Annotated in this window: 19 protein-coding genes and 1 pseudogene; 17 read left to right on the top strand and 3 right to left on the bottom strand. The window is 57.5% G+C overall.

Features of this window, described 5'->3' with window-relative positions; genetic code table 11:
- The first annotated feature begins 134 nt into the window (after positions 1 to 134).
- The 15 genes and pseudogenes from N7E01_RS07520 (at position 135) to N7E01_RS07450 (ending at position 10,032) form a co-directional block, all read left to right on the top strand.
- Positions 135 to 767, top strand: coding sequence for a DUF4214 domain-containing protein (locus N7E01_RS07520; RefSeq protein WP_289175310.1), 633 nt, complete (start codon positions 135 to 137; stop codon positions 765 to 767).
- A complete protein-coding gene (locus tag N7E01_RS07515) occupies positions 764 to 3,358 on the top strand; it encodes a beta strand repeat-containing protein (RefSeq protein ID WP_289175308.1) in 2,595 nt (864 codons plus the stop codon). Before N7E01_RS07520 ends, N7E01_RS07515 begins: the two co-directional genes overlap by 4 nt.
- Positions 3,359 to 3,393: 35 nt before the next feature.
- On the top strand, positions 3,394 to 3,918 hold the full coding sequence (locus N7E01_RS07510; protein WP_289175306.1) for a calcium-binding protein: 525 nt from the start codon (positions 3,394 to 3,396) through the stop codon (positions 3,916 to 3,918).
- On the top strand, positions 3,915 to 4,055 hold the full coding sequence (locus tag N7E01_RS07505) for a hypothetical protein (RefSeq protein WP_289175305.1): 141 nt from the start codon (positions 3,915 to 3,917) through the stop codon (positions 4,053 to 4,055). The genes N7E01_RS07510 and N7E01_RS07505 overlap by 4 nt, the downstream gene beginning before the upstream one ends.
- Before the next feature lie 272 nt (positions 4,056 to 4,327).
- A complete protein-coding gene (locus N7E01_RS07500; protein ID WP_289175303.1) occupies positions 4,328 to 4,552 on the top strand; it encodes a DUF6447 family protein in 225 nt (74 codons plus the stop codon).
- Between the two features lie 81 nt (positions 4,553 to 4,633).
- Complete coding sequence (locus N7E01_RS07495; protein ID WP_289175301.1) at positions 4,634 to 5,410, top strand: hypothetical protein; 777 nt, start codon at positions 4,634 to 4,636, stop codon at positions 5,408 to 5,410.
- Between the two features lie 115 nt (positions 5,411 to 5,525).
- Positions 5,526 to 5,624, top strand: a pseudogene (locus N7E01_RS07490) (transposase); the annotation flags it as partial.
- Between the two features lie 147 nt (positions 5,625 to 5,771).
- Positions 5,772 to 5,993, top strand: a complete 222-nt coding sequence (locus N7E01_RS07485) for a hypothetical protein (protein WP_289175300.1) — start codon at positions 5,772 to 5,774, stop codon at positions 5,991 to 5,993.
- A gap of 178 nt (positions 5,994 to 6,171) precedes the next feature.
- Positions 6,172 to 6,552 carry a hypothetical protein gene (locus N7E01_RS07480; RefSeq protein WP_289175298.1) on the top strand — a complete coding sequence of 127 codons (381 nt, stop codon included), beginning with the start codon at positions 6,172 to 6,174 and terminating at the stop codon, positions 6,550 to 6,552.
- A gap of 112 nt (positions 6,553 to 6,664) precedes the next feature.
- Positions 6,665 to 6,874, top strand: coding sequence for a helix-turn-helix transcriptional regulator (locus N7E01_RS07475; RefSeq protein WP_289175297.1), 210 nt, complete (start codon positions 6,665 to 6,667; stop codon positions 6,872 to 6,874).
- On the top strand, positions 6,871 to 7,155 hold the full coding sequence (locus N7E01_RS07470; RefSeq protein WP_289175295.1) for a hypothetical protein: 285 nt from the start codon (positions 6,871 to 6,873) through the stop codon (positions 7,153 to 7,155). The genes N7E01_RS07475 and N7E01_RS07470 overlap by 4 nt, the downstream gene beginning before the upstream one ends.
- A complete protein-coding gene (locus N7E01_RS07465) occupies positions 7,152 to 7,514 on the top strand; it encodes a hypothetical protein (protein ID WP_289175293.1) in 363 nt (120 codons plus the stop codon). Before N7E01_RS07470 ends, N7E01_RS07465 begins: the two co-directional genes overlap by 4 nt.
- The gene (locus N7E01_RS07460; protein ID WP_289175292.1) at positions 7,511 to 8,536 is read left to right on the top strand and encodes a hypothetical protein; all 1,026 of its coding nucleotides are present in this window, start codon (positions 7,511 to 7,513) and stop codon (positions 8,534 to 8,536) included. The genes N7E01_RS07465 and N7E01_RS07460 overlap by 4 nt, the downstream gene beginning before the upstream one ends.
- The gene (locus N7E01_RS07455) at positions 8,494 to 9,132 is read left to right on the top strand and encodes a hypothetical protein (RefSeq protein WP_289175290.1); all 639 of its coding nucleotides are present in this window, start codon (positions 8,494 to 8,496) and stop codon (positions 9,130 to 9,132) included. The genes N7E01_RS07460 and N7E01_RS07455 overlap by 43 nt, the downstream gene beginning before the upstream one ends.
- Before the next feature lie 309 nt (positions 9,133 to 9,441).
- The gene (locus N7E01_RS07450) at positions 9,442 to 10,032 is read left to right on the top strand and encodes a hypothetical protein (protein WP_289175288.1); all 591 of its coding nucleotides are present in this window, start codon (positions 9,442 to 9,444) and stop codon (positions 10,030 to 10,032) included.
- On the opposite strand, the gene N7E01_RS07445 is transcribed toward N7E01_RS07450, so the two are convergent.
- Both N7E01_RS07445 and N7E01_RS07440 read right to left on the bottom strand, forming a co-directional pair.
- Positions 10,029 to 10,685, bottom strand: coding sequence for an NUDIX hydrolase (locus N7E01_RS07445; RefSeq protein ID WP_289175286.1), 657 nt, complete (start codon positions 10,683 to 10,685; stop codon positions 10,029 to 10,031). The two genes, N7E01_RS07450 and N7E01_RS07445, sit on opposite strands and share 4 nt — an antisense overlap.
- A 36-nt stretch (positions 10,686 to 10,721) precedes the next feature.
- On the bottom strand, positions 10,722 to 11,003 hold the full coding sequence (locus N7E01_RS07440) for a hypothetical protein (RefSeq protein ID WP_289175284.1): 282 nt from the start codon (positions 11,001 to 11,003) through the stop codon (positions 10,722 to 10,724).
- A gap of 143 nt (positions 11,004 to 11,146) precedes the next feature.
- On the opposite strand from N7E01_RS07440, the gene N7E01_RS07435 reads away from it, so the two are divergent.
- Entirely contained in the window at positions 11,147 to 11,815 is a 669-nt protein-coding gene (locus tag N7E01_RS07435; protein WP_289175282.1) for a hypothetical protein, read from the top strand.
- Positions 11,802 to 11,966, top strand: coding sequence for a hypothetical protein (locus N7E01_RS07430; RefSeq protein WP_289175280.1), 165 nt, complete (start codon positions 11,802 to 11,804; stop codon positions 11,964 to 11,966). The genes N7E01_RS07435 and N7E01_RS07430 overlap by 14 nt, the downstream gene beginning before the upstream one ends.
- A gap of 28 nt (positions 11,967 to 11,994) precedes the next feature.
- Here N7E01_RS07430 and N7E01_RS07425 read toward each other — a convergent pair whose 3' ends face one another.
- On the bottom strand, positions 11,995 to 13,233 hold the full coding sequence (locus N7E01_RS07425; RefSeq protein WP_289175279.1) for a site-specific integrase: 1,239 nt from the start codon (positions 13,231 to 13,233) through the stop codon (positions 11,995 to 11,997).
- Between the last annotated feature and the right edge of the window lie 52 nt (positions 13,234 to 13,285).

The raw sequence follows: 13,285 nt of genomic DNA, 5'->3' as shown, positions 1-13,285 counted from the left end.
AAAATTTACTTGCTTAAGCAGTTCGTCGTTAACAGCGACAGGCGGGGCGGGTTTTGGTCTTAACAACAGTCGTGCAATTATGCAATAATCGCGACGGTGGTTTTGAATCTTCCAATTTAAGGAGCAATATTAAGATGGCAATTACCAATGCAATGCGTACCGAAATTTCCCAGCTGTACGTCGCGCTGTTCGGCCGTGCGCCCGACGGCGAAGGCTTGGGCTTCTGGGTGCAAAAACTTGATGCAGGTGCATCCCTGACTAGCATCGCTAACGAGATGTATGGCGTTTCTGCAGCACGTGACTACTACCCTGATTTTCTTTCCAACTGGCAAGTCATTGAAAGTTTCTACATTAACGTGCTTGGTCGTAATCCTGATCAAGCCGGTCTGGAATACTGGACAAATGAGCTGAACCAGCCAGGCGCTACGCCGGGTTCTGTAATCACACAAATGATCAGTGTTGTCACAAACTATGTTCCGGCTCCGGGTACTCCGGCTGATCTGGTTACTGCCGCCGAAACATCGAAAGCTCTGTTTATCAACAAGACCGATGTAGCTCAGTGGTACGGTGAGAACAATGGCAATGTTGCTTATGCGACTTCGGTTTTGGGCGGTGTAACGGCTGATCCTGCCTCTGTTGAGGCAGCTAAGGCTGGTGGTATTCCTGGTTTGGGGCAAACTTTCACGCTCACTGTGAATCCCGACACAGCGACAGCTAACGTGTTCGAAGCCCCCGTGGCTGGACACCTGGCGGCACCGATCAGATGAACACGTTGAACGACGATGACGTTCTGACCGGTAAGGGCGACAATCCCACGCTGAATTTCACGTATGTTGACGATACCGACGGCGGTGTCAACCTGATCACCCCGACGCTCAACGGCATTGAGACCATCAACGTCGATGTGGTTGGAATGGATGCTGTTCGTGCGCTTGACCTGCAAGACGCTACCGGTGTTCAGAATGTTAACGTCGCTCGCATCAATGCGAACACGGTCGAGTACCGCACACAGAACATCACCGAAGCGCTCTCGAGCATGTCGGTGAACAATAGCCACGCTGAAGCTGCTTTGGTGGGTTTTGATTTCCTGAATTCGGCTCTGTCGGGTGCAGCGGATGAAGCGGACGTAACACTGAACAATGCGGCACTTGGCGCGCTTCGCATCGAGGCTGCCTCCGAGGGCTACGAAACGCTGAACCTGTCCAGCGTTGGTTCCGCTAACGCTGTTAATGTGCTTCGGGCTGAAGACCTCGAGACACTGAACATCGCTGGCGACCAAGACTTGGTGCTGGGCGGCTCCACGGTTGTGCGTCAGATTGTCGACGGTCGAGTCGAAGCGGAAAACTACCAAGCTGGTCTGGCTAATGTTATTGGCTCGCTTTCAGTGATCGACGCTTCTGGCTTGACGGGCGACATCCAGATTCACCTGGGCGCCGAAGTGACGGCAACCCGCGACAACACGTCGGGCGTGCCAGTTGACTTCACGTACACGGGTGCTCAAGGTGACGACGTTGTTATCCTGACTGGTGGCATGAACGCTGGCGACACGATTGATGGTGGCGAAGGCGACAACACGGTTGTTGTAACGGCCAACGCAGCAGCAGGTACGCTCAGCAACTTCCAGAATTTGTTTGTGAAGGGCCAGGGCGTCGGTGCTACGGCAATTACTGTTGATACCGCCACATTGGCTGATCTGGAAACCGTCGTTATTCGTAACGAAGGTCAGGATGATACGGTGACACCGGCTAATCCTACCGGCCAATGGATTGCAGCAGCGCAAAACCTGACCACCACACTGAATAACGTGTCAGAAACCGTCGCACAAGACATCATTCTCCAGCACGGCAACTCCGGCAACAACGGTATTGCGGCGAACGTTGTGAACGTCAACACTGTGGCGGCCGCTACATCCGTGGGTATCACTCTAGTGGATGGAGTAAACGTTGATCCGCGTTTCAACGCGACGCTAAATACGTCGAATAACGTCGATAACGTTTCCATCACTGACAACGACTCTGAATCCAATACGGTACGCTTGGGGAATGTCGCGAACATTGACGGTTCCATTACTCTCACAGGCGGTGCCGCTGGCCAGTTCATGAATCTGGACGTTCAAAACGTCCTGCCTGCTGGTCGTCAAGCCGGCCTGTACGGCTACCAAACAGATGGTACCTTGGGTAGTACCATCGCCATCCCGCCTACAGCGGATAATGCATTCGTGACCGACATCGGCGCTGTGGGTGCGGCCCGTCTGGAAGCTGCCACAATCGACGCAGCTGCCTACGCGGGTAACGTGGTTGTGCGTGTTTCCGATGCTGACAATGCCACCGGTGCCCAGACCATCACGATGGGTGCGGGTAACGACACGGTTATCTTCGACGACCTGAACGACAACACGGCTGGTCTGACCATCTCTGACGTCGTTGATGGCGGTGCAGGCAACGATACGCTCGCAATTGATGGCGATGGCGTTCGTATTAACATCAGCGCCTCCGAGTGGACCAACGTCTCGAACTTCGAGACCATCCACCTGGTGGGCAACGGCATGCTTGACGCCAACGGCCGCGGTGCAGTGAACGCCTACAACCTGACGCTCACGAACGACCTGATCGCAGCCAACGGTTCGGCTGTCACAGGTGGTCGCAGCATCGCCATCGTGAACGATAACGGTGCCAACGCCGCGGCTTCGGCCAACGCTGGTGTTACCATTGACGCCCGCACGCTGAACGCCCAGTCCTCGTTCTCGTACGACGGTCAGGAAACTGACGCTGCTGTCGGCACCACGATGACGGCAGACCGCTTCATCATGGCGGATGCCAACATCAACGGCCTGGCCGTGATCGATGGTGGTGCGGATGTGACCGGTGGTGCAACTCCGGGTTACTCTGCTAACGCAGACGTTCTGGAAGTTCGCAACGCGGCTGTGGTCACCATTGGCGACCTCGCAGGTGTCAGCAACGTGGGCACGATCGAGTTCACGAACGATACTGCTGTCGATCAGCGCAGCAATCTGGTTCTTGATTCGGCCACGGTGGATCGTCTGGTCAACACGACCAACAACGCCACACTGACGAACACCGAGACTCTGGCTATCCGGGCTTTCGATAATGTTCTTGTGGGCGCCGATACAGCATTGGTTGTGGATGCTCGTCAGGTTGGTGGTCAGTTCGCTCTCAACATCGACACGACCGGTACTGGTGCAAACGCCGGAGATGATACAGTTCAGTCTGCGATCAACGTTGGTGGCGCAACCCAGGTAATTGACTTGGGTGGTCAAACAGCAACGGGGGTGACACAGTTTCTTTCACCGGGACTGCTGCTGCCGTCACTCTCGGTACCGCCGCAGCTACTGCCGTGATCTTCAATACTGGCGCATCAACCCAGGACTTTGATTTGACCGATGTCGAAATTCTCGACTTCAGTGCTGTTACACTGAACGGTGCTGGTGGCAACACGATTACAACAGCGGCCACTACCGGTGATACGTTGGTAACGACACTTACTGTTGCGAATGCAACAGCAGGTTGGACGATTGATGATCAAACGGCCGGTACTCAAATCACCACGATTATCGGCGGGGCTGGTGACGACACGCTTCTGGCGGGTGCTGCTGTGACCACCCTCTCTGGTGGTGCGGGCAATGATACGCTGGATGCTTCCGGTGCTGCGGCAGGCGTTAATATCATTGGCGGTGCTGGTGTAGATGCGATGACAGCGGCCGCTGCTGGTGGTGTGTTTACCTTCAGCGCAGGTGACACAGGCCTTGCGTTGGGTTCGATTGATACGATTGCCGGCTTTGTTAGTGGTGGCACGGACACCCTCGCTTTCGGTGGCCCGCAGGTGCTGCCGGTAACTTTAACGATGCAGGTGCTGTTCTTGACTTTGCTGCGGCCTTGGCGGCAGCAAATACTGCGATGAATGGGACTGTCCGGTATGTGTTTGCTGACGATACCGTTAACGGCTGGGTATTCTTCGACCGTAACGCTGACGGTACGGCTGACGAAGCCGTGCAACTTACCGGCGTAACCGCTGTTGTTGCCGCAGACTTCGTCTAACCGAACGGCTTAGCCCCTTCGTTGAGGGGTACTAAGTAGCCCTTTCCTCCCCGGGAGACGCCGCCTGCCTCGGTCGGCGGCGTTCCCTAGGGCGGTTAGTCAGTCTGCATTAAAGGTACATGTACCTGCGGTAATGTTCTGTAGTGCTGTCGAATGAGGCTGGTGTCAGGCTTCTGAGTTTCAGCGCAGATGGATGTAAAGTAAGTACCTGTACCCATAGCCTCACAATTTCGGTTGTGGGGCTTAATTTTTGATCAAAAGGAAGATGTGTTATGGCTCAGAAGATTACAATTGATGGCACGGAGTACGACCTGGAAAGCCTGTCGGACAACGCCCGCGCCCAGGTGGTGAACCTGCGTGCGACGGACCAGGAACTGGCCCGAGCACAGGCCGTGGTCTCCATGTTGCAAACGGCGCGCACGACCTACGCGAATGCGCTCAAAGCCGAGTTGCCCGTTGAGGCGGATGCCAAGTCCAAGGGCGCAGCAAAGAAGTAACGGCTGTTTTGGTAAAGACCGCAGCGTAGTTCGTGCGTTCGGTCGTTACCGAAGGGCCAATGTAAAACGGAGAGTGAGGTCATGTCGGTATCCGATGTATCAGGCATAGAGCGTGTGACGCGTCTGACAAATTCAGCGCAGAATACGCTGGAACGTGCGCAGGGTGATTTCTCGCGGCAAATCCAGTCGGCGCTGAGTGCGCTGGATGGCCAGGCCGAGTCGGTTCGTTCAGCAGTAGCGCCGGTGGTCGCGCAGGTAACCCAGGCCGTGGAATCGGTCTTGGCACAGCTACAGGCCGCCCAGACACTTAGCGGGACGAGCGCAGTATCCGCGACGCCAGTATCAACCGCACTACCGCCACAGGCGGCCGATCCGCAGACCATGGCCCAGAAGACCCAGGCGGGGCCGCGTGATTACCTGCTGCCTGGTGAGCCGGGCGCGGGGTTGCCGGCCAACTATCTGAAGTCACCGTTGTATCAAGAGTGGTTGGCTCAAAAGCCGTCGATGGGTGAGAGTGTGACCGAGTTTGGTCAGGCGCTTATGGCGTGGCAGAAGGCCAATCCCTATTACGTTGATCCAGAGCGGTTTGAGACGTTTGAGGGTTATTTGTCGGCGGTTGAGAGTTCGACACGTTCTGATAACCTGCCCGCGCAGGCAGATCCCACCCGTTACACGTCGTTTGTGAACAGTTACTATGGCCCGAGTGCCACGACGAACCCGTGGGGTGATCGCTTGGGTCGGGTGCAGCCGCAGGAGATGGTCGAGTGGTCAGAAGGTCTGCGGGCACAGTATGACCGTGCTGTGGCGGCGCAACGTTCGCAGCAAGCGCTTGAGGCGTCGGGGCTGCTTGGTCGGTAAGCGATAGGCATAACGGCGCATTGACCCGCTCTCCTGGGGCGGGCGCTGTGAATCGACCCGGATACCCTAGACACCCATTTGCCTCATAATGAGGATATCTGGAGGTGTCATGAGCATGAGCGCACAACCGAAGCGATTTACCGAAGAATTCAAGATCAAAGCCGTTCGCCAGGTGACTGAGCGTGGGCACAGAGTGGCCGATGTTGCTGAGCGGTACTGAGTTTCAGTGCGAATGGGATGACTAAGTTGCTTCAGCACCAAAAGCCTCACAATCGCAAGGTTGTGGGGCTTTTAATCCAAGTAAATCCGTAATGATTCGCATTCAGTTATGGTGCCGAATCGTCCTTAAATTCCACTGGTCATGTTCGTCGATAAAAAGCTGCCTGCCCTTCATAACGCTCATGTCTGGGCGTATTTCCGTCATCACCCGGTCGATCCCGACTACAGTCTATTTGTCGCGTTTGATGAAGGCAGCGTACGCGCGTATCGCGAAATTCTTGAGCTGCTGGTCGGCGACCTTCGGCATAGACGTCGCGTACCCCCGGTGAGCGTGAATACGGTTTGCGGATCGTGTCAGAGTTGATCGAAGACGCCAGGAAGCAGCACGCCCGTTGGTTGGAGCGCAAGAACAGGCGTAAGGGCACAGTAGGCCGCCCGCAGGCTCCTCGGAGGGCGCTATCAAGATGCAGGTTCTCGAGGCCTTATATGCCACGTTGGCAGCGCAGCACACTCCTGATCCGGCGCAGCACGGGAGGGCCCTCTTGGTGTTGCAGGACGAACTGGATCGCGCGAAAAAGTCCCCAGCAAAACGTCGCAGGCGTGGTCAGCCACCGAAACATAGCCATCATGCCGAACTGGCCATGGCTGTGTGGGAAAAATTGCGGTGCGATGCAAAGACGGGCCACCACCTGTCCGAGGCCCAGGTGATCCTGCAGGTGGCCTGGGCACGCGATGCTTTGGACAATCCGCATCACTCGACACGGCCACTTTCACAGCTCGAAAGCGACGCAAGGGATAATCGCATAGATAATCTTCGCAAGAAAGTCCAGGCTGCTTACTCTGCGCTCAAAGCCGACTTGTCCGGGAAAGGCAGCGTGCTCGGTAAGGGCTTGATTCCGCTGGAGAAACTCCTGGACGATTGAGTGATTGAATTAGGGTGTCGATTAAGTCCGGTTTTCATGTGCCTACGACCTTGGCTACGATGCTCTCAGCATGCTGCAGCGTGCTCCTACTTATGATTTTCAGGAGCATTACATGCGTAATCACGTTTTTCCTTCACCGAGTCCGTTGCTCGATACCCGGCAAGCCGCGCTGTATCTGGCGTTATCAGAAACCACGCTGATCTCATGGCGTTCCCTTGGCCGTGGGCCGCGATTTGTCCGAATTGGCCGCGCTGTCCGGTACAGAGTGCCTGATCTGGACGCATTCATGATCGGCGTGCCGCGCGAGGAGGGCCGGCCATGAGCACGCTGTCCACTACCCTTCGCGCCGAAGGACACGAAGCGGCACGGCTTGTTTTGGCCCGCATGGCACTTTGCCATGACACAACCGAACAGGCCGAACTGCTACACGAGGCAATGCTCGATCTGATCGATGTGTCGTTGGGCTGGAATAATCTGGAGCCGACCCGCGAGCGGTTGGCAGGGTTTGCGCAGGTGATCGCACCGCTCGTTTCGGCGGCATCACTCAGCCGAACCTACCGACAGTCTGCGCCAGCTTTGCACCATTTCGCGGAGGTCGTATGACGATCATCACATACACCATGAGCGACTATGACTTCTTGCTGGGGCTGGCCCGTTTATGCGCGGGCAGTGCGGCGGGCCATATCTCTATCTGCAGATGGATTAACGGCGACTACGGAAAAGATCATTATGTCTTTGCGGGACGGCTACCACCGGACTTGATTCATCACATCGAGGGTCGATACCTGACGCGGCAAAGGAGGTCCGGCGAACCCATGGCAGAGTTTCAGTGCGCGCGCTCTGACGTCGTTTGTGGACCGGACGTGGTTATCTTTTGGGAAACGATCGAGCCATGTAAACCTGCTCGGTATCGGATCGACTTTCTGCAGTTTTTGTATCTTTGTTCAAAGGTGGTGTCATGAACCATGATGATTCAACAGAATGGATCTGCGATTCAACGTTCGAACTTGACGCTATCGATGGGGCGAAGTCTACCCATGCGGCTGCGTCGCTGCCCATCATTACGCTTGAACAGGGACAGTTGCCTGCGCTTGTGGATCAGGCCGAGTGCTTGCTGCTGAAGCACTGCCCAGACATATTTCAGCGAGCAGGGGCCATAGTGTGTGTTACGCGCGGTACGCTACCGGATGGGGCGGGCGCAAGTGTGCCGATGGTGCGACTGGTGCCTGTGAGCAAGCACCACCTGTCCGAACGTTTGGGGCGGATTGCGGTGTGGCAAAGGCATCGGGGTAAGGATCAGCTGGCGGTGCCGGTCGACCCGCCGCTCAAAATTGCTGAAACGTACCTGGCGCGTGTCGGCCAGTGGGCGTTGCCGCCATTGATTGGGGTCATCAATGCGCCCACCTTGCGGCCCGATGGCAGTGTGTTGGATCAGCCGGGTTACGACCCGGTCACTCGACTGTATTTTGACCCCGGGGCAATAATGTTTGAGCCTCTACCCGAGCAGTTGACGCGGGACGATGCAAAAGCCGCATTGGCGCGACTTCTGGTCTTGCTCAAGGAGTTTGCCTTCGTGAGTGAGGTGGATCGAGCGGTAGCGCTCAGTGGCATCCTGACCGCGTGTATTCGCAGGGCGTTGCCCACCGCACCGATGCATGCGTTCACAGCACCGACTGCAGGCTCCGGGAAGTCGATGTTGGTGGACGTGTGCAGTCTGATTGCGCAGGGGCACCAGGCGCCTGTATTTAGCCAGGGACGTGACGACGCCGAAACGGAAAAGCGGTTGCACGGTGCGCTGCTTGCCGGCGATGCGTTAATCAGCCTGGACAATTGCACCCAACCCTTGGACGGCGATTTGCTGTGCCAGATGCACACCCAGCCAACGGTGCGCGTGCGTCCCTTGGGGGGTCGCAGTTACGTGATGTGCCGACCACCATCGCCATGTTTGCCACAGGCAATGCGCTGGTCATCCAGGGCGATATGACGCGCCGCGCGTTGTTATGCCGTCTTGATCCCCAGTGTGAGCGTCCGGAACTGCGCCAGTTTGCGACCAATCCATTGCAGCTGGTGCGCCGGCAACGGGCCGCTTATGTGCGTGATGCCTTGATCGTGCTGCGTGCGTTTCATCTGGCCGGTCGGCCACGTCAGAGTACGCCGTTGGGGAGTTTTGAGGATTGGAGCGATTGGGTCCGTGGCGCACTGCTCTGGTTGGGACAATCAGACCCCGTCGGTAACATGACGTATACCCGTGACAATGATCCCAAACTCGAAGCCCTGCGAGACGTGATGCATGCGTGGCGAGAGGTGCTTGGCAGTGAGCAGGTCACCGTGGCCGAGGTGATTCGGCGTGCCACGCAACATTCTTACAACCGTTATGGCGATCACGTTGCGCCGTCTGAAACCCTGCGCGAAGCCTTGCTGGTGGTGGCGGGCAAAAATGGCGCCATTAACAGGGTGTCCTTGGGTAAGTGGCTGGGTCGCCAGCAGAACCGCCGCACGAATGATATGCAGTTTTGCAAGCATGCGGGTGCGGACAAGACGGCGCGCTGGAGTCTGGTGGAACTGGAGACGGTCTTCTGAATTGGCGCGGGCCTGGGCCGGCCGCTGACCGTTTGGCGAAACATTAAAAGGGGAGTTGGGGAGGTAGGGGAGTGCTTTCCCACTCCTGAATATATTAATGTTTTGTGTTCTTTAGTTTTTCAGCGGGTAGAACAACCTCCCCACCTCCCTGATCTCCCCTGATCCGGGGTTGTGAACGCCGTTTTACCCGTAATTGGGTACGGCGTTTTTTTCGCCAGAATAATCGCCGGCTGGCACAGGTCGCCGTTCTTGGTGGCACCCTGTCGTGATCCCACACTGGTTGGCAAGCGATTTCGGAGAAAAAACGTCATGGGTGCTTTGGGTAGCGGGCGTTGGGTGCGCCCCAGACGCAAGAAAACGGTCACGGCGTGTGTGCAGCTGGATATCCGTCAACTGGCGCGCGTAGGGGCGCTGCAGCCTGGCACCTGGCTGCGGGTGGCGGCACTGGGGTGCAGACTGGAGGTGACCGAACACGGGCTGGTCAGTTACCGCCATGACCGGCATGCCCCATCAACGCCACCTTTGCAGGGCCCGCAACGGCTGCCCGTGCTCTGGCGGGCCTGCCGCTTTGGTGGTCAGCGGCCCATCTTCCAATGCCCGACCTGTCCTCGCCACGCTTACCTGCTGTATGGCGAGGTGGGGCACGGCTGGCGCTGCCGAACGTGCGCTGCGCTGGCCTATCCGAGCCAATGGGAGAGCGCTTTGCTGCGCCAGATGGACCGGGCCAATCGCCTGCGTCGCCGGCTGGATCCGGGTAACTGTTTGATGTTTCCTGTGCCGCAGCGCCCCCACGCATGCACCGACGAACCTATGCGCAGCTGGTGGCGCAGATCCAGCGCAATGAGGCAGGTCTGGTGCCCGCATGGCAGAACCACCTGCAGGCCAATCGCGCCCAGTTAAGGGATCTGACCCAGAACGTTCAATAGGGCGTTGATAACGGGCACGTCGTAGGGGCTGTTCAAATGCCGGGCTAATTGACTCACCGGCACCAGCAGCACCGCTTGGCTCTCCCAGCCCATGTCGGCGGGTGAGCCGCCCACACGCTGGGCCAGATAATAACGGGTGTAACTCAGGCTGCGCGGCACGTCGATCAGGTGGCGTTGCAATTGAACCTGCAGCCCGGTTTCTTCAAAGACTTCTATCAGGGCGCTGGCCTGGGCACTGACCCCGGACTCTAACGTGCCTTTGGGAAAGGTGGCCCGATAGCCCGCGAAGGCATTGCTAGGCGCCACCAGCCAGACGCGGTGATCCGGTTCGAGAATCACTGCGCCGGCAGACTTCTTGTAGCCGGGCGGGGCGTTAAAGGCGGGCTCCGCAATGACTGTGCTGCAGGCCAGCGCTTCCCAGCCGTCTGGCGTGGTGGGAGCATGGCGCCAGGACTCAACGACGATCCCGTTCACCTGCGCGGGCATGGGGCCATCGGGCACCACACAGGCGCTTTGGCGGGCATTGTCCCATGCATCAAGGGGTGTGGGTGTGCTGGGATGCTTGAGCCGCACACGCTGGCCCTGATCGTTACGGCGCGGGTGGTAGCAGGTCAGGGTAGTCATCATGGCAATGGGGCAATGCGGGCTGTGCAAGGGCCTGGATCAGGGGTGCGTGTCTGGCGTGGTGTCCTGCAGCGTGTACAGTACGTCCCACACCTCGTGGTACAGCGCTGCCCGTTGTGGGCCTTGCTGGTGGGCGACCGCATTTTTGAAGTTGCTGTAGGTGGTGCGCAGGGCCAATTCACCCAGCGCGCGGGCCACGTCTTCACGCGGTGCGGTGGCCCGAAACTTGTAATCAGTGCCCAGGCCGGCTTCGGTCGCTCCAAGAGTCGGCAGAACGGTGCGGCGCAGGTTGTCCAGATCATCGGCCACACGGGCACGCACCGTCAGGGTGCCGCGTGCCCTATCGGCAGGTTTCTGGACAATCGAAAAAAGCCTTCAGGGGTCAGTAGCCACATGGGAGCCTCCGGTGCGGATGGTTAACGGGAGGACAATGGCAGAAAATGCGCGTTACTTCAAGTGACACGATGCAGGCCATTCTTCTGGGGATGGTGGTAGAGGCCTTGAATCTCGCCGACCCTCCGGGCATGGAGGCAGCATGCCTTATACTCCCCGGCTTTCTGAATCCCTTGGAGTCGCCTGTGCTGAATCACATGACCCCGGACGCTTTACGTGACTGGTTCGCCCGGGCTCCCGATGGCCCCTGTACATGGATTTCGGGTGAAGTAATTGTCTTGGCTGAACACCTGGAGGTCGTTGCTTTCCAGTTCGACCAAGACAGATATTTAATGTTCTTTTCAGCGCTTGAGGCTACCCTGGGGACCGACCCCGACTTGGCAGAAGATGTGTTGCAAAACTGGGTAGGCACCTTCAGGCCCGCAAAAGATCATCGACTGATCAAGTTTATCCGGGCTGATGCCAATGACCCCGAGCAAATGTTCGATTATCACTTATGGCCTTTGCGCAACCCTCGTCAGGTCTTTCAATTCGGACAGTTCTTGGTGGACGTAGCGATGCAGCACTGGCAAACCATGCGCTACATCACTCAATATCTGTATCAGCCTGCTTACCCTGCGTTGACAAAACTTTACCAGCGGACCTTGAAGAATCACGAAGGTTGCCGCCAAGCCGGCTTCCGACCTATACTGAACAGCGATATTGAGTCAGGAGGCTATTATGGCTGTGAAAAAACGTGAGATGGACCCGAAGGTTATCGAGTCCAAGCGGCGCAGCGTCTTGCATTTCATGTCGGTGGCCCAAAAGGCTCAACAGGACGGTACGGTCAAGCGCATTCCGGCGGGTAACGGTAAGCCTGTCATCCAGGAATTACGCATCAAATCCACATGACAGGCTGGCGCCATAGTGCAGCTTTAAATCAGCTCTGATTCCAACAGCGGACACGGGTCGGGCGTTTTACGCGCGACCGTTGGCGGCGCAAACGCATCCCCAAGGCGTTGACGGCGGTGTTGGCCGCTTCAAGCAGGGTTTCCTGCGCCAGATGAGCATAACGCTGTGTCGTGCGCACTTGGGTGTGGCCCAGAATTTTCTGCACCTCGTACAGGCTGCGCCCGTTGTTGATCAAAAACGAAGCAAAGGAATGGCGCAGGTCGTGGATGCGAACCTCGGGCAATCCGGCTCGTTTGCGCGCGGTATTCCACGCCTGAAAGATCGACACATAAGGTTTGCCGGTTGCCGGGTTGGCAAACACCCAAGGGCACGCATTGAGTGGTGCAGGCCAGCCTGCTTGCAGGTCTTTGATCTGTGCCAGTAGTTGAATCAGTCCGTCCGAAAGCGGCACATGGCGTGCTTTGCCGGATTTGCTGATGGGTATGCGCCAGAGCCGTTGGGTCAGATCCAGGTGCGACCACTGTGCGTCCAGCAACTCGCGCTTGCGTGCGCCGGTCATGATCAGGGCGGGGACAATGAACGCCAGCATGGTGTTTTCGCTTTTGGACACCGCTTCGTACAAACGTCGCGCCTCATCTTGGGTCAGGTACCGTTCGCGTTTGTTGTTTTCTTCAAACAAGGGAACGCTGGCGGTAGGGTTCTTGGTCAGGCCCGGTACCTCCCAGCGTAGCGCCAGATTGAACATATAGCGCAGCAGAATAAGCAGACGGTTAGCTGAGCTGGGTGCCGCGCCTTCAGCCCGTCGGCCGTGGTGCAGGGCAATGATGTCGTCTTTACGGATTTCGTCCAGATGGCGGGTGCCAAAGCGCGGCAGCAGGTGGTTGCGCAGCAGGCTCTCATCGGTTTTCCATGAGCGTTTGCTGTGTCTGACGTAGTCCAGGTAGCGGGTGGCAAATTCCTGAAAGGTGGGTACACAGCGAAGCACGGCTTTCTGGGCCGCCGGATCGTGTCCTAAGGCGATCTGACCGCGTAGTTCATCGGCGCGTTTACGGGCTTGCTCCAGCCCCAGATCGGCCGCATCGGCGACCCGGAACTGGCGCTGCTTGCCCCGCTCGTCGCGATAGCGCAGGTACCACGTACGCTGGCCCGAGGTGCGTACTTCAATCATCAGGCCTTTGCAGCCCTTGTCGTGAAAATCGATCTTGCGCTGGTCGGAAGGGCAAGCCAGCGTTTTTAGTTTGGCGGGACTCAGAAGAATGGATGGCATGTGAATAACCCTGAATGATATTGACCATGGATTAAGAGACATGGATAATGTC

Source organism: Neopusillimonas aromaticivorans (assembly GCF_030344915.1).
Lineage (GTDB): Bacteria > Pseudomonadota > Gammaproteobacteria > Burkholderiales > Burkholderiaceae_B > Neopusillimonas > Neopusillimonas aromaticivorans.
Note: the sequence above shows the minus strand (reverse complement) of the source record. Positions and strands in the feature narration are given on the sequence as shown.